This is a genomic window from Embleya sp. NPDC025285 (genome assembly GCF_055558835.1).
This window is the reverse complement of record NZ_JBVHLU010000003.1, coordinates 104,615-120,163: the sequence shown is the minus strand read 5'-3', so window position 1 is coordinate 120,163 and position 15,549 is coordinate 104,615. Positions and strand designations below refer to the sequence as shown.

Genomic DNA, 15,549 nt, shown 5'->3' with positions numbered 1-15,549 from the left:
CCGTGCGCGATTCGGGGATCGCCGGAGCGGCCGGCCCGCAGGGGACTAGAGTCCGGACGGCACGTATCGAGGGGGGAACTCGCACATGCGCATATCGGGCGTTCGTCTGCCGAAAACCGCTTCCGTCCTGCTTCCGGGGACCGTCGCGTTGACCTTGACCCTGATGTTGACCCTGACCGGATGCGACGGGGACGGCGGCGGGAAGTCCGATCGGCCGAAGTCGTCGCCGAGCGGCACCGCGCCGGCGAGCACGCCGCCGGCCACGTCCGCGCTGCCGAGTTCGGCGTCGCCGAGCAGCAAGGCGCCCGGTACGACGTCGCCGAAGGCCACGGCACCGCTCAGCACTGCTCCGGCGCCGGTGCCCGGCGGCTCGAACGCAACCGGCTCGGGCGGCGGAGCGAGCGGAAGCGGTTCCAACGGGGGTTCCGCGTCGGGCGGTTCCACGGTCGGCGGCTCCTCCGGCACGGGTTCCTCCGGCACGGGCTCGACCGGAACCCGCTCGACCGGCGGCTCCGGTGCGAACGGCAGCACGAGCGACGGCAGCAGCACCGGCGGCGGCGGAGCGGTCTACTACAAGAACTGCACGGTGGTCCGGGCCGCGGGTGCCGCGCCGATCCGCCGCGGCGATCCCGGCTACGGCCCCCACCTGGACCGCGACGGGGACGGAGTCGCCTGCGAATGACCCGGCCGCCAGCGCCCGAGCGGCGTCCGGGCCGGCCTGCAGGCCCGCGTCCCGACAGCCGTCCCGACCGGCTCGACCCCACCGACCGCCTTCGCGTCGGTCGGTCCGACACGGCAGGATGTCTTCGAGCGCGGGGGGGCGAACGGGTGAGGGTGGAAGGGCGATAGCGTGGCGAGTCGGCGGAGCACCGGCGTGCTGGGGACCTGGGCCGAGTTGCAGCGGCAACAACAGCGGCAACGCGAGGCCGAGTTGCGCGCGCAACAGCAACAACTGCGGGCCGATGAACGCAATCGGCGCGAGGCGCAGAAGGCCGCCGCACGGGCCGACCGCGAGGCGCAGCGCGCGTATCAGCAGTCACGCGAAGCCGAAGTGGCCCGGCGGACCGCCGAGATCGAGGACCGGGTCGCCGAGTTGCAGGGAGTACTCCGGGCTCGCCTGAGCCAACCCGGCTTCCGCATCGACCGGCTGCGGGCCGCCGTGGAGATTCCACCGTTCCAGCCCGGTGAGCTCGCCCGACCGATCCCGATGCCCGACCCGGCGCGCTACCAGCCGGCCGCGCCGTCCGGCCTGGGCAGTTTCGCGCCGGGCGCGCAGTCGCGCTACGAGCAGGACCGCGCGCAGGCGCAGGCGCGGTACGAGTACGACCTGCGCGCCGCGCAGGCGGCCGAGTACCAGCGGCAGCAGCGATACAACGACTATCACCGGCAGTTCCAGGACTGGGCGAACGGGCAGCGCGCGCTCGCCGCGCAGCGCAACGAGCAGGTCGACGACCTGGTGCGGCGACTCGCGGCGCGTGATCCCGAGGCGATCGAGGACTACTTCGAGGGCGTGCTGCTGGCGTCGCCGGACTGGCCCGAGGGCTTCTCCGACCATGCGACGGTGGCCTTCGACGCCGCCGCGCGCCAACTGGTGGTCGACCACGAACTGCCCACCACCGATGTGGTGCCGGGCATCGCGCGGGTGCGCTATGTGAAGACCGACGACCAGGAGAAGGAGGTCGCGCGCACCGCGACCGACCGGCGCGCGATCCACCGCGACGTGCTCGCGCAGAGCGCGATCCGGATACTGGCCGAGCTGTTCTTCGCCGACCACGAGGGCATCCTCGATTCGGTGGTGCTCAACGGCTTCGTCCAGGCGGTCAATCCGGCCACCGGGCGACACGGGCGCACGTACCTGCTCACCGTGACCGCGCAGGCCCGGGAATTCCGGGAGGTGAGCCTGGATCGGGTGGACGCGCTCGCGTGCCTGGAGGCGATGCGCGGCACGTTGTCCGCGCGCCCGGACCGGCCCACCCCGGTACAGCCGAGCCGGCTCGCGGACAGCGTCGCGTCCGCGCCGGCGCCCGCCCCCACCCCCGTGCGGTCCGGCTCCGGCGACGACGAGCCGGACCTGTTCGTGATGGACCCGATCGAGTTCGAGAACCTGATCGCCGAGTTGTTCCAGCGCATGGGCATGCAGGTCGAGACCACCGCGCGCAGCGGCGACCAGGGGGTCGACGTGGTCGCGGTGGACCCGGACCCGATTCGCGGCGGCAAGATCGTGGTGCAGGTCAAGCGCTACCGCAACACCGTCCCGCCGACCGCCGTGCGCGACCTGGCCGGCACGGTGCAACACCACGGCGCGAACAAGGGCCTGCTGGTCACCACGTCCGGATTCGGGCCCGGCAGCCACGAGTTCATCCGGAACAAGCCACTGGGCCTGGTCACCGGACCGGAACTGGTGGGCCTGCTCGCGCAACACGGGCTGCGGGGCCGTCTGGGTCCCGGCGCGGGCGGTGGTCCGACCGCCGCGCCCGGCAGCCGGATCCTGGTCCAGCTCGCGTGGCAGCCGGGCAACGCACCGCCGCTGGACCCGTGCGCCTTCGTGTGTCAGCGCGGGCGGGTGCTCAGCGACGAGCACTTCGTCTTCTTCAACAACCCGGCCAGCCCCGACGGCGCGGTCCGGATCGGCGACGGCGTGGCCTTCCTGGTGGACCTGGCCCTGCTGCCCGCCCGGGCCGACCGGCTGGTGCTGGCCGCCGCCGTCGACGAGGAACAGGCCCCCGGCGGCGACCTGGCCGGCCTGCGCGGAGCCAGGCTGACCCGCCTGGACCAGGCCGACGGCCACCGCATCGGCGAGACCTCCGTACCCACCCGCCGCCCGGGGGAGACCGCCATGGTCCTGGGCGCGTTCGTGCGCACCGACGACACCTGGACCTTCTCCCCGACCACCAACGGCTTCCGCAACGGCCTGCTGGGCGTGGCCGAATCCCACGGCGTCGAGGTGGAGTAGGGCCGGACGCCCCGAGCCGACGACGAGGCAGGCGCCCGGCCCTCGCGGCCCGCGGCACGGGCGCGCGGCAGCGTCCCGCCGGCGATTCGCCCACCTGCTCGGCGCCGGCCCGGTACCTGCGCGGGTTCGTCGTACCCGTCTGTCAAGATTCCTGGTGTGGCGAGCAACGATCCGGAGGCGGGCGGCAACGAGGAGGACGAGCAGCTCACGCTCGGGGTCGAGCAGGCGCGGCGGGCGGTCCGGGCCGCGCGGGCGCGCAAACCCAAGCCCAAGGCGTCCGCCGAGCGCCTGCCGGTGGCGCGGGTCCTGGTGGACAAGGGCCTCGTACATCTGGACCGCCTGTTCGACTACTCGGTGCCGGCCAAGCTGGCCGAGGTGGCCCAGCCCGGAGTGCGGGTGCGGGTGCGGTTCGGGGCCAAGGTCGTGGACGGCCGGCGGCAGGGCGGCGGGCTGATCGACGGCGTGATCGTCGAGCGGGTCGAGCGCAGCACATACGGCGGGCCGCTGGCGCCGCTGGCCGGTGTCACCTCGCCCGAGATCGTGCTCGCGCCGCCGATGATCGAGCTGGCCCGCGCGGTCGCGGACCGGTACGCGGGCACCCTCGCCGACGTGGTCCAGATCGCGCTGCCCGCCCGGCACGCGCGCGCCGAGGCGGAGCCGTCCGGGGAGCCCCTGGTCCGCCCCGCCCCGCCGCCCCCCGGGCCGTGGACGCGCTACCCCTCGGGCGCCGCGCACCTGGCCGAGCTCGCGGCGGGCGCATCGCCGCGCACGGTGTGGACCGCGCTGCCCGGCCCGTACTGGCCCGACGAGATCGCCCGCGCGATGGCGGCGACCCTGGCCGGCGGCCGAGGCGCGCTCGCGGTGGTCCCGGACGCCAAGTCGGTGGACCGGGTGGACGCGGCGCTGACCGCGCTGCTGGGACCGGGCCGGCACGTCGCGCTCACCGCGGGCCTGGGGCCGCAGGAGCGCTACCGGCGCTGGCTGGCGGTCAACCGCGGGACGGTGCGCGCGGTGGTCGGCACCCGGGCGGCGATGTTCGCGCCGGTGGTGGAACTGGGCCTGGCCCTGGTCTGGAACGACGGCGACGACTCGCATGCCGACCTCAACGCGCCCTACCCGCACGTGCGCGAGGTGCTGGCGATGCGTGCCGCGCGCGAGCACGCGGCGTTCACCGTCGGCGGGCACGCCACCACGGTCGAGGCCGCGCAACTGGTGCGCTCCGGGTGGGCCCGGCCGCTGGACGCGGACCGGGCGGCGGTGCGCGCCGCGGCCCCGCTCGTGCGCACCGTCGGCAGCGATCTGGACCTGGCCCGGGACGAGGCCGCGCGGGCCGCGCGGCTGCCGAGTCTGGCGTGGGAGGTGGCGCGCAACGCGTTGCGGACCGGACCGGTCCTGGTCCAGGTCCCGCGCCGGGGCTACCTGGTCCGCACCTCGTGCCAACGGTGCCGCGAACCCGCGCGTTGTGCACACTGCTCGGGGCCGCTCGAACTGCCGTCCGGGGACGGCGTGTTGACCTGCGGCTGGTGTACCCGTCCGGCGCCGGCCTGGCACTGCCGGGTGTGCGGCGGCGATCGCATCCGGGCCGGGGTGATCGGCGCGCGCCGGACCGCCGAGGAGTTGGGCCGCGCGTTTCCCGCCGTGCCGGTGCGTACCTCGGGCCGGGACGCGATCCTGACCACCGTGCCGGACCTGCCCGCGTTGATCATCGCCACGCCCGGCGCCGAACCGGTCGCGCCGAGCGGCTACGCGGCGGCGTTGCTCCTGGACGGCTGGGCCCTGCTCACCCGGCCCGACCTGCGGGCCGGTGAGGAGGCGCTGCGCCGCTGGCTGGACGCGGCAAGCCTGGTCCGGCCGGCGGGGGAGGGCGGCACGCTGGTGGTGGTCGCCGAGTCCACGCTGCGCCCGGTGCAGGCGTTGGTGCGCTGGGACCCGCAGGGGTACGCGCTGGCCGAACTGGTCGAGCGCGCCGAGTTGAACCTGCCGCCGGTGTCGCGGATGGCGTCGGTCACCGGGCCGCCGGCCGGCATCGCCGACTTCCTGGCGGTGCTTCGGCTACCGGACGCGGTGGACGTGCTGGGCCCGGTCCCGGTCGCCCCGACCGCGCCGCGCACCCCGCCGCCGACGGCGCCCGCCAAGCCCGACCCGCGCGCCGCGCGCACCCGCGCCGAACTCACCCGCGCCCTGTTCGGCGACACCCCACCGCCCGACCGCCGCCCGACCGCGGCCCCCGCCCCGCCGCCCCGGCACGAACGGGTACTGCTGCGCATCGAACCGGGGCGAGGCGCGGAGCTGGCCCACGCCCTCAAGGCGGCCCAGACCCTGCGCCTGGCCCGAGCCGCCCCCGACCCGGTACACATCAGAATCGACCCACCCGACATCGGCTGAGAGCCGCCGCGATGCCGAGCGGTACGCGGCGGGCCGTATGCGCCGCGTCATGCACGCCGGGCCGGCGGCGAGACCGTCGGGCGCGCGGGTGGCGCACCAAGCGTTCGGGAATCCTTGCGCCCGCCGGGCGGGTGAGGTGCTCGTCGGGGCATGCGTGTGCGGCGGCTCGTGCCGGCCGGTCGCCCGCGCGACCGGCGGGTGGGGACTCGACCGGCGTGCCGCGTGCGGTGGGTGATGCGCAGCAGGCCCGCACGCGTGCCGGGCCGGGTGAGGCCACCGTCGCGGCGCGCGCCTGCGGCAGGTGGCGCGTGTCGGACGCCGCACACGCGGGGAATCGCGCCCCCGGGTCAGGTGCGCTGGGCCCGTCGTGCCGGGACACCGCCCGGCCTCGCCCGCCGGCCCGGCTTCCCCGCTCGGCCTCGCTCGCTCGGCCGTGAACCGCGCGGTCAACCGGCCGGGTCGCCCGGCCGGTTGACCGCCGTCCTTCCCCCGCCGACCCTCACCCCCAGCGGGTTCGGCTCCCGCAGGACTTCGTCATCGGTGCCTGTGCGCAGCGCAGGGATTCCGCGTCGGCCACGCGCTCGTGGAGCAGCGCGCCGGCCGCGTCGTAGGCCCGGATTCGGGCCGGCGCGGTGTCGTTGCCCGGCACGGTCGCGAGCCACACGCCGTTGCGTACCACCGCGCCCACCGTCTTCCCGTCGGGCAACTCGACCACGACCCGCGCCACCGCGCCGGTCGTACGGCCCCACCACGTCGTCGGGGTCGGCGCGACCATCGGGAGCGGCTCGGCCGCGGCCGGGTCCAGAGGGAGAGGTTGTGCCCCGGGCAGCAGCATGACCTGGGTCCGCCGCACCTCGAACGCCCCCGCGAGGATGCCGTCGGCGGCCGTCGGCGCCGGCAGTTCCGGCGGGGACTTCTCGCCGTGGCACACCACCAGGTCCGGCTTGTCGGCCTTGCCGAGCACGAACGGGCGCAGCCCGCCGGCCGCGTCGTGCTCCCACGCGGTGAAGTACGGCCGGAACGCCGCGTCCGGCTCGCGCACCTTCCACACCTGCCGGTCGGGCGCGGTGGCGGTGTCGGTCGGGCGCGGAGTCGAGGTGGGCGGCACGTTCCACCCGGTCGGGGTCCACGACACGGCCGTGGGGGGCGACTGCGGCGGCGGACCGTACGGGCCCGCCGCGTTTCCCGGCGTGTGCGCGGGCAGGTCACCGGCATCGGCACCCAAGGGAGTGCCGGGTGGCAGGGTGTGGCCGATACTCGGCGGGGCGGACCCGGGCGCGCGCGCTCCCGGCGGCGGCATCGTCGGACCGCCCGGGTCGAATCCGGTCGGCGGCGGAGGCGGAACGGCGGCTCGACGGCCGAGTTCCAGACACGAGTTCAGCGCGCGGGTCGCCACGTCCCACGGCACCGGATCGCCCGGCTTCGCCGCGTCCTGGGGCACCCCCCGGATCGGGTCCTGCCCGGCCACCGGGCCGGCCGGCGACAGATCCTGCGGGCCCTGCCACGGTTGCGCGGCCAGGATCCCGGCCGCGCACACCGCGAGCACCGCGCCCGCGGCGACGCCCGGCATCAGGGCCCGGCCCCGGGACGTTTCCCCGGTGTCGAGAATCGCGAGCAGTTCGCGCCTGCGTCGCTCGTGCCCCGGCAGTCGGTCCTGGCTGTACGGGCTCATCGTGCCTCCTCGATGCCTCGGTACGTGCCCGCGTGCACGCCCTCTTCGGCCAACAGGCCGCCCAATCGTTTCCGCGCCCGGTGCATCCGCGCCTTGACCGTGCCCAGCGCGACGCCGAGCGCGGTCGCGGCTGCCTGCTGGTCCAGGCCGCCCCAGACGCACAACTCCACGACGTCGCGCTCGTGCCGGGGCAGTCGTGCCACCGAGCGCCGCAGCGCCTGCGCCGCGTGTTCCTCGTCGATCCGCCGGGCGACCTCGTCCGCGTGGTCGGGGACGTCCGGCGGCAGCGGTACGCGCGCGGCCAGCGTGCGATAGCGCTTGAGCGCGCGCCGCCGGTTCGCGAGCGTGCGATTGGCCGTACCCAGCAGCCACGGCAGCGCGCTGTCCCGGTCGAAGCTCACTTCCATGCGGCGGCGCCAGGCGGTCAGGAACACCGCCGACGTCAGGTCCTCGGCCTCGCCACCGTCCCCGATCCGCCGCAGCACATGCCCATACACCGCCCCCGCGTGCCGGTCGAACACCACCGCGAACGCATCGCGATCCCCCGTCCGGACCCGAGACCACAACACGTGGTCCCCGTCCTCCTGCACCTGATCCGTCGTCACACCCCGAGAGTGTCCGCCCCACACACCGAGGTTGCCTCAGCTCCCGAGGCCCACTCCGGATCCCGCTCCGGATTCGCCCCGCCTGCCGCCACGAAATCCCACCCCGCATCCCGCTGCCGAACCCCGCCCACCCCCTCCCGACCCGCGCCCGCCGGGCCCCACCCCCGCGCCCCCGACCCATGCCGCGGTGTGTGCGCCGGCCGCGGCTCGGGCGCTCAGTAGACTTGCCGCTCTCCGGTTTCGATCGACCGGCGCCACCGCGCGGCCGCACCGCGCCGGAACGCCGCCGCGCGCCGGCGACGTTCGTCACCACGACCGACCACCGATGGGGGAGCACACCCGTGGCAGTCCAGCCGATTCGTCTGTTCGGCGACCCCGTCCTGCGGAGCAAGGCCGACCCGGTCACCGTGTTCGACAAGGAACTGCGGCGCCTGGTCGCCGACCTCACCGACACGATGCGCGACGCGCCCGGCACCGGCCTGGCCGCACCCCAGATCGGCGTCGCCCTGCGGGTGTTCACCTACCAGGTGGACGGCGAGGTGGGTCACCTGATCAACCCGGACCTGGACCTGTCCGACGACGAACAGGACGGCCCCGAGGGCTGCCTGTCGCTGCCGGGCCTGCGCTACGACACCAAGCGCGCGTACGGCGTGGTCGCCAAGGGCTTCAACATGCACGGCGACCCCGTCACCATCGAAGGCACCCAACTGCTGTCGCGGTGCATCCAGCACGAGACCGACCACCTCGACGGCATCCTGTTCATCGACCGGCTCGACCGCGAGCAGCGCAAGGCCGCGCTCCGCGCGCTGCGCGAGGCCCAGTGGGCCGGGCAGGCGCCGCCGCAGGTCAAGTTCTCCCCCCACGGCACCTTCGGGAAGGCCCTCTAAACCCCCATGCGCCTAGTCTTCGCCGGCACCCCCGAGGTCGCCGTACCCGCACTCGAAGCCCTGCTGGAATCCCGGCACGAGGTGGTCGCCGTCGTCACCCGACCCGACGCCCCCGCCGGCCGGGGCCGCAAGCTCGTCGCCAGTCCGGTGGCCGAGCGTGCCGCCCGGGCCGGGATCGAGATCCTGCGCCCGACCAAGCCGCGCGACCCGGAGTTCCTGGCCCGGCTCGCCGAGATCGCCCCCGACTGCTGCCCCGTGGTCGCCTACGGCGCGCTGCTGCCCAAGGCCGCGTTGGAGATTCCCGCGCGGGGCTGGGTCAACCTGCACTTCTCGCTGCTGCCCGCGTGGCGCGGCGCGGCGCCCGTGCAGCACGCGGTGCTCGCGGGTGACGACATCACCGGCGCGTGCACCTTCGACATCGAGCAGGGCCTGGACTCGGGCCCCGTCTACGGCACCGTCACCGACGAGATCCGTCCCACCGACACCAGCGGCGACCTGCTGGAGCGGCTGTCCCGCTCCGGCGCGCGGCTGCTGGTGGCGACCATGGACGGCATCGCCGACGGCAGCCTGGAGGCGCGCCCCCAGCCGCCGCACGGCGTCACCCTCGCGCCCAAGCTGACCGTCGAGGACGCGCGCGTCGACTTCACCGCGCCCGCCCTGCGGGTGGACCGCGTGGTGCGCGGCTGTACGCCCGCCCCCGGCGCCTGGACCACCTTCCGCGGCGAGCGCCTCAAGCTCGCCCCGGTGCGTCTGCGCGGCGGCGACAACGCGCTGGCGCCCGGTGAGATCGCGGTGGAGAAGAAGGTGGTCCGGGTGGGTACCGGCAGCCACGCGATCGAACTCACCCAGGTCCAGCCCCAGGGCAAACGCATGATGGCCGCCACCGACTGGGCCCGGGGCGCACACCCCGAGCCCGGTGAAACCCTCGGCACGAACTGAGCACCGTGACCAACGCCCCCGCCGCACGCCCCTATCGCCGCCCGCGTCCCGACGCCGCGCGCCTGGCCGCCTACGACGTCCTGCACGCGGTCGGCGAACGCGACGCGTACGCCAACCTGGTGCTGCCCGCGCTGCTGCGCGAACGCAGGATCATCCCGCGCGACGCCGCCTTCGCGACCGAACTCGTGCACGGCACGCTGCGCCGCCAGGGCACCTACGACCAGATCGTGGCGGCCTGCACGGACCGGCCGATCAAGGAGATCGACCCGCCGGTGCTGGACGTGCTCGCGCTCGGCGTGCACCAACTGCTGAGCATGCGCACCCCCGTGCACGCCGCCGTCTCGGCGACCGTGGAGCTGGCCCGCGCGGTCCTGGGCGACGGCCGCGCCAAGTTCGTCAACGCGATCCTGCGCCGGGTGTCCAAGCAGGACCTGGAGACCTGGCTGCGGCAGATCGCGCCGCCCTACGACGAGGACCCCGAGGGCCACCTCGCGGTCCTGCACTCGCACCCGCGCTGGATCGTGCAGGCGCTGTGGGACGCGCTGGGCGCGCGCGGCAACCCGCACGACCGCGCCGCGATGGAGGCGCTGCTCGCCGCCGACAACATCGCCCCGGTGATCTCGCTGGTCGCCCGCCCGGGCCGGGTCGAACTCGCCGAACTCCACGAGGCCGGCGCCACCCCCGGCCGCTGGTCCCCGTACGCGGCCACCCTCCCCGAGGGCGACCCGGCCGGGATCAAGGCGATCCGGGACGGCCGGGCCGCGGTCCAGGACGAGGGCAGCCAATTGGTCGCCGTCGCGCTGGCCAACGCCGAGGTCGAGGGTGCCGAGAGCCGCTGGCTGGACCTGTGCGCGGGCCCAGGCGGCAAGGCCGGCCTGCTCGCGGCGATCGCCACCGGGCGCGAGGTCTCGCTGCTGGCGGTCGAGCGCCGACACCACCGCGCCCGGCTGGTGCGCAACGCGATCGGCCACCTGACCCACCATCAGGTGATCACCGCCGACGGCACCCGGCCGGCCTGGCAGCCCGGCAGCTTCGACCGGGTGATCGCCGACGTGCCGTGCAGCGGCCTGGGCGCGCTGCGCCGCCGGCCCGAGTCGCGCTGGCGCCGCAAGCCCGAGGACATCCCCGAACTGGGCGAACTCCAGCGCGCGTTGCTGCGCAGCGCGGTGGCCGCGGCGCGACCCGGCGGGGCGATCGCGTACGTCACCTGCTCACCGCATCCGGCGGAGACGCGCGTGGTGGTGGACGACATCCTGCGCGCGGGCGAGGCCGAGCTGGTCGACGCCCGGCCGCTGTTCCCGGGTGTGCCGCACCTGGGCACCGGCCCGGACGTACAACTGTGGCCGCACCTGCACGGCACCGACGCGATGTACCTGGCGCTGCTGCGCCGCACGGGCTGAGCACCCGAGGGCCGGCCGGCCGGCGCTTCGCACCCGAGAGCCCGGGCCGGCCGGCGCTTCGCCACGCGCGGATCGGGCCGGCGCGAGGCCCGGGCCGCCACCCACGCGGGCGCCTGTTCACCCACACGCGTCAAGCGATCACCCGTACGGACGGGTGACCCGTGGCTGAATTCGGTACAAGCGGGGCATAACGGCGAGAGCGGTCATCACTTTCGGCTCGGCCGCACCGGTCTCCCTCGGGTCCCAGGAAATCCGAGGGCGACCGGCAGCCGCCACCGCAGGAGCCGCCGCACCCATGTCCACGCTCGCCCCCAGCACCCCGCGCCCCGGCCTGCTCGCCCGCACCGGGGGAGCGGTCCGCGGCGAGTGGGGCAGACTCACCTCGGTTCCGATACGCGAGTTGCGCGCGCACGGCGTGTGGGCGATCCCGCTCACCTGCTGCACGGTGCTGCTGACCCTCGGCTTCTGGCTCGCCTGGCGCACCGCGTGGGGCGGCGACGTGGTGAGAGCCCTGGGCGGCGTGAGCGCGGGCATCCCGCTGCCGCTCGCGCTGCTGCGCACCCCCGTGTCGCTGTTCGTCCCGGCGCCGGACCTGCCGGTGTGGGGCGCCCTGATCCAGGTGCTGATCCTGTTCGGACTGGCCGAACTCGACCTGGGCGCACGGCGAACCCTGGTGATCGCGTACCTGGCCACCCTGTGCGGCACGCTGACCGCGCGGGTGATGATCGCGCTCGGCCCGGACCACCCGCTGGGCATCGACGCCCGACACGGCGACGTCCTGGACACCGGCCCCTCGGCCGCGGTGGTGGGCCTGGTGGTGTGCATCGCGATGGTGCGCCGCGCGCCGATCCTGCTCGCCGGCGTGTGGATCCTGATGATCGTCGAGGTCGTGGTCAAGCCGAACCTGGCCGGCCGCGAACATATCGCCGCGATGGCCGGCGTCGCCGTGTGCACCTGCGCCTACCTGGCCTGGCAACGCCGCAGCGCACCCGCCTGACGCCGGCGCGCGGAAAGGGCCTCCCGCCCCGGCGAGGACGACGAGAGGCCCAACCTTCACTCTTTGTGACGAAGCCCGCGAGGCCCCGGGTGCCCCACGCCGAGGTCGAATCCCGCAGCCCTGTTCACGCAGCGCAACGGGCCGGCGGAAGCGACACCACATCCGCCCTAGTGAGCGCAGCGCTCCGCGGCCCCCGCGGCCAGCGCCCGCAGCCGGTCCACCGCCGCCCCCGGATCACGCCCGTCGAACACCGCCGACCCCGCCACGAACACGTCCGCGCCGGCCTCCGCGCACATCTCGATCGTCTTCGCGGACACCCCGCCGTCCACCTGCAGCCACATCTGCAGGCCGTGCTTGGCGATCAACTGCCGGGTCCGGCGGATCTTCGGCAGCATGATGTCCAGGAAGCTCTGCCCGCCGAAACCCGGCTCGACCGTCATCACCAGGAGCATGTCCAACTCCGGCAGCAGGTCCTCATACGGCTCGATCGGCGTGGCCGGGCGCAGCGCCATCGACGCCCGCGCGCCCTTGGCCCGCAGGTCCCGAGCGAGCTTGACCGGGGCGGTCGCGGCCTCCACGTGGAAGGTCACGCTGCCCGCGCCGGCCTCCGCGTAGGCGGGCGCCCAGCGGTCCGGGTCCTCGATCATCAGGTGCATGTCGATGGGCGTGTCGGTGGCCTTGATCAGGCTCTCGACCACGGGCAGGCCGATGGTCAGGTTGGGGACGAAGTGGTTGTCCATGACATCCACGTGGAGCCAGTCGGCGTTGCGCACCTGCGCGACCTCGTCGGCGAGGCGGGCGAAGTCGGCGGACAGGATGCTCGGATTGATCTGCACGGTCATGCGCACAGAATCTCATCGCCGCCACAGTCCTTCGGCACCGCCTTCGGCCCCCAAGCTGACGACACGTCAGATCATCCACGCCGCAGTCGTGTTCCGGTATACGAACGCACCGTGACGGACGGCACAGGTTGCCCAAGGTCAACGTTGTCGGCCGTCGTGGCACACTTCGAGGTGTACGAAAGTCACGTACGCGCGCTCCGGGGTCGGTGAAAATCCGAACCGGCGGTTACAGTCCGCGACCCGGTCGACGCCCCGCACCCGTGGAGCGACGGCCGGCTGAACCGGTGGAATTCCGGTACCGACGGTCAAAGTCCGGATGGGAGGCAGCGCGCGGCGAGCGACTGCGGCGTGTTCGCGTACCCTCGGTGCGCCCTCATCCCCGCACGTCACTTCGTCGTGCCGTCCTGCCCGAAAACACCCCGGTGCCCCGCGTCGAATCGCGAGGAGGCACGAGGTGCAGGGCAACACCACCCCGCCGGTCGACGAGACCGCCGCGATGCGCCGCGCCATCTCGCTGGCGAGCCGCGCCCTCGGACACACCAGCCCCAATCCCGTGGTCGGCTGCGTCGTGCTCGGCGTGGACGGCACCGTGGTCGGCGAAGGCTTCCACACCCGCGCCGGCGCCCCGCACGCCGAGGTCGAGGCACTGCGCGCGGCGGGATCCGCGGCCCGCGGCGGCACCGCCCTGGTCACCCTCGAACCCTGCTCGCACACCGGCCGCACCGGCCCGTGCACCCAGGCCCTGATCGACGCCGGCATCCGCCGGGTGCGCTACGCGGTCGCCGACCCCAACCCGGCCGCGTCCGGCGGCGGCGCGGTGCTGCGCGCGGCGGGCGTCGACGCCGAGGGCGGCCTGTTGGCCGCCGAGGCCGAGGCGGGCAACCGGGCCTGGCTGACCGCGACCCGACTGGGCCGCCCGCACGTCACCTGGAAGTACGCCGCAACCCTGGACGGCCGCAGCGCCGCCGCCGACGGCAGCAGCCGCTGGATCACCGGCGCCGCCGCCCGCGCGGACGTGCACACCCTGCGCGCGAGCGTGGACGCGGTGCTGGCCGGCTCCGGCACCCTGCTCGCCGACGACCCGCACCTGGCCGTCCGCGAGGTCCCCGACGTCCGGCAGCCGCTGCGGGTGATCGTGGACACGCACGCCCGCACCCCGGCGAACGCCCGGGTCCTGGACGACGCTGCGCCCACCCTGATCGCGGTCGGACCCGACGCGGACGCCGCCCACCTGCCCGAGGCCGCCGTACTGCGCGTGCCGCGCGCCGACGCCGGCCTGGACCTGCCCGCGTTGTTGAAGGAGCTGTACGCGCGCGACGTACGCGCCGTGCTGCTCGAAGGCGGTCCGACCCTGGCCGGCGCGTTCGCCGCGGCCGGCCTGATCGACACCGTCGTGGGCTACCTCGCCCCCGCTTTGCTCGGCGCCGGGCCCGCCGCCCTGGGACCGGCCGGAATCGGCACCATCTCCGAGGTGTTGCGACTGGACGTCGACGACGTCGCGCGCCTTGGCACCGACATCCGCATCACCGCCCGCCCCCGGCCGGAATCCGCCGGCCGAACGAAGGAGTCCTGACGCATGTTCACCGGAATCGTTGAGGAACTCGGCGAGATCGTGGCCATCGAGCGGCTGACCGACTCGGCCCGGATCACCATCCGCGGCCCCGTCGTCACCACCGGCGCCCGGCACGGCGACTCGATCGCCGTCAACGGGGTGTGTCTGACCGTCGTGGACGACAAGGTCGACCCGGTCGAGGCCACCTTCACCGCGGACGTGATGCAGGAGACGCTGGACAAGTCGAGCCTGGGCGCGCTCACCACCGGCGCGCGGGTGAACCTGGAGCGCCCGATGGTGCTCGGCGGACGGCTCGGCGGCCACCTCGTGCAGGGCCACGTCGACGGCACCGGCGAGATCCTCGCCCGCACGCCCGGCGAGGAGTGGGAGGTCGTGGAGATCGCGCTGCCCGCGCACCTGGCCCGCTACGTGGTGGACAAGGGCTCGATCACCGTGGACGGCATCAGCCTCACCGTCGTGCGCGCGCACGACGCGAGCTTCACCGTCAGCCTGATCCCGACCACGCTCGCGCTGACCACGCTGGGCGTCAAGACCGTCGGCGACCCGGTCAACCTCGAGGTCGACATCATCGCCAAGTACGTCGAACGGCTGGGCACACACGGGCTCGGTACACAGGTGAGGGCATCGTGATCGGCTGGCTCAACGACGCCGCGTTCACCGTCGCCGACAAGCCGGTGCCGTGGTCCGACCTGCTCGGCCAGATCGCGTCGCTGGCCACCGTCGGGCTCGCGCTGCGCCGCAACCTGTGGGCGTGGCCGGTGCAGATCCTCGGCGCGGCACTGCTGATCGCCGCCAACACCTCGGTGCACCTGGGCGGCAGCGCGATGCGCAACGTCGTCATCATCATCGCGGCCGGCTACGGCTGGTGGCGCTGGGCCCGCGGCCGGCGCGACACCGGCGAGGTGCAGATCCGCTTCGGGACCGCCCACGAGCGCATCGCGCTTCTCGCGGTGATGGCGGCCGGCACCGTCGGCTTCGCGCTGCTGCTCGAGCGCACCGGCATCTCGTGGGCGCCGTGGCCGGACGCGTACATCTTCGTCGGCTCGGTGGTGGCGATGCTCGCCCAGGCCCGCGGCCTGTTCGAGTTCTGGCTGGTGTGGATCGCCGTGGACATGGTGGGCGTGCCGCTCGCCGTGCAGCACGGCCTGGTGTTCAGCGGACTGGTCTACGGCGTCTTCTTCGTGATGTGCGTCGCCGGACTCGTCGACTGGTGGAACCGCTCCCGGCGGTACCGGGACAACGGGGCTGCCCGTGTGGCAGATCGGCACCTGGAAGGGGCAACGGCGTGAAGACCAG

The 15,549-nt window shown here is 74.6% G+C and carries 13 protein-coding genes, 1 pseudogene and 1 riboswitch; of the genes and pseudogenes, 10 read left to right on the top strand and 4 right to left on the bottom strand.

Annotation, left to right across the window (positions count from 1 at the left end):
• Positions 1-45: 45 nt before the first annotated feature.
• Positions 46-549 (bottom strand): hypothetical protein, encoded by a 504-nt coding sequence (locus ACZ4FV_RS03315; RefSeq protein WP_465321751.1) that lies wholly within the window; start codon positions 547-549, stop codon positions 46-48.
• A 34-nt stretch (positions 550-583) separates the two neighbouring features.
• Here ACZ4FV_RS03315 and ACZ4FV_RS03310 point away from each other — a divergent pair.
• The 3 genes and pseudogenes from ACZ4FV_RS03310 to ACZ4FV_RS03300 form a co-directional block, all read left to right on the top strand.
• A pseudogene (locus ACZ4FV_RS03310) lies at positions 584-682 on the top strand (excalibur calcium-binding domain-containing protein); the annotation flags it as partial.
• A 192-nt stretch (positions 683-874) separates the two neighbouring features.
• Complete coding sequence (locus ACZ4FV_RS03305; RefSeq protein ID WP_395865736.1) at positions 875-2,953, top strand: restriction endonuclease; 2,079 nt, start codon at positions 875-877, stop codon at positions 2,951-2,953.
• Positions 2,954-3,109: 156 nt separating this feature from the next.
• The gene (locus tag ACZ4FV_RS03300) at positions 3,110-5,338 is read left to right on the top strand and encodes a primosomal protein N' (RefSeq protein WP_395865734.1); all 2,229 of its coding nucleotides are present in this window, start codon (positions 3,110-3,112) and stop codon (positions 5,336-5,338) included.
• Between the two features lie 499 nt (positions 5,339-5,837).
• Here ACZ4FV_RS03300 and ACZ4FV_RS03295 read toward each other — a convergent pair whose 3' ends face one another.
• Together ACZ4FV_RS03295 and ACZ4FV_RS03290 are read right to left on the bottom strand one after the other, a co-directional pair.
• On the bottom strand, positions 5,838-7,010 hold the full coding sequence (locus ACZ4FV_RS03295; protein ID WP_402232275.1) for a hypothetical protein: 1,173 nt from the start codon (positions 7,008-7,010) through the stop codon (positions 5,838-5,840).
• The gene (locus tag ACZ4FV_RS03290; RefSeq protein WP_395865730.1) at positions 7,007-7,615 is read right to left on the bottom strand and encodes an RNA polymerase sigma factor; all 609 of its coding nucleotides are present in this window, start codon (positions 7,613-7,615) and stop codon (positions 7,007-7,009) included. The genes ACZ4FV_RS03295 and ACZ4FV_RS03290 overlap by 4 nt, the downstream gene beginning before the upstream one ends.
• A gap of 341 nt (positions 7,616-7,956) precedes the next feature.
• Between ACZ4FV_RS03290 and def the strand changes: the two genes are divergently transcribed.
• The 4 genes from def (at position 7,957) to ACZ4FV_RS03270 (ending at position 11,838) form a co-directional block, all read left to right on the top strand.
• On the top strand, positions 7,957-8,502 hold the full coding sequence (def, locus tag ACZ4FV_RS03285) for a peptide deformylase (RefSeq protein WP_395865728.1): 546 nt from the start codon (positions 7,957-7,959) through the stop codon (positions 8,500-8,502).
• 6 nt (positions 8,503-8,508) lie between these two features.
• Positions 8,509-9,441, top strand: a complete 933-nt coding sequence (gene fmt / locus ACZ4FV_RS03280) for a methionyl-tRNA formyltransferase (RefSeq protein ID WP_395865726.1) — start codon at positions 8,509-8,511, stop codon at positions 9,439-9,441.
• Positions 9,438-10,841: an RsmB/NOP family class I SAM-dependent RNA methyltransferase gene (locus tag ACZ4FV_RS03275; protein WP_395865923.1), complete on the top strand. Its 1,404-nt coding sequence runs from the start codon at positions 9,438-9,440 to the stop codon at positions 10,839-10,841. The genes fmt and ACZ4FV_RS03275 overlap by 4 nt, the downstream gene beginning before the upstream one ends.
• Before the next feature lie 295 nt (positions 10,842-11,136).
• Positions 11,137-11,838: a hypothetical protein gene (locus tag ACZ4FV_RS03270; RefSeq protein WP_465321706.1), complete on the top strand. Its 702-nt coding sequence runs from the start codon at positions 11,137-11,139 to the stop codon at positions 11,836-11,838.
• 167 nt (positions 11,839-12,005) lie between these two features.
• Here ACZ4FV_RS03270 and rpe read toward each other — a convergent pair whose 3' ends face one another.
• A complete protein-coding gene (gene rpe, locus ACZ4FV_RS03265; RefSeq protein WP_395865723.1) occupies positions 12,006-12,680 on the bottom strand; it encodes a ribulose-phosphate 3-epimerase in 675 nt (224 codons plus the stop codon).
• Positions 12,681-12,868: 188 nt separating this feature from the next.
• Positions 12,869-13,012: riboswitch (FMN riboswitch) on the top strand.
• A gap of 164 nt (positions 13,013-13,176) precedes the next feature.
• Between rpe and ribD the strand changes: the two genes are divergently transcribed.
• From ribD to ACZ4FV_RS03250, 3 genes are read left to right on the top strand one after another with little or no spacing between them, the layout of a single operon-like run.
• Complete coding sequence (gene ribD / locus ACZ4FV_RS03260; protein ID WP_395865921.1) at positions 13,177-14,253, top strand: bifunctional diaminohydroxyphosphoribosylaminopyrimidine deaminase/5-amino-6-(5-phosphoribosylamino)uracil reductase RibD; 1,077 nt, start codon at positions 13,177-13,179, stop codon at positions 14,251-14,253.
• A gap of 3 nt (positions 14,254-14,256) precedes the next feature.
• On the top strand, positions 14,257-14,883 hold the full coding sequence (locus tag ACZ4FV_RS03255; RefSeq protein ID WP_020549935.1) for a riboflavin synthase: 627 nt from the start codon (positions 14,257-14,259) through the stop codon (positions 14,881-14,883).
• A complete protein-coding gene (locus ACZ4FV_RS03250) occupies positions 14,880-15,542 on the top strand; it encodes a nicotinamide mononucleotide transporter family protein (protein WP_402232271.1) in 663 nt (220 codons plus the stop codon). The genes ACZ4FV_RS03255 and ACZ4FV_RS03250 overlap by 4 nt, the downstream gene beginning before the upstream one ends.
• The last annotated feature ends 7 nt before the right edge of the window (positions 15,543-15,549 follow it).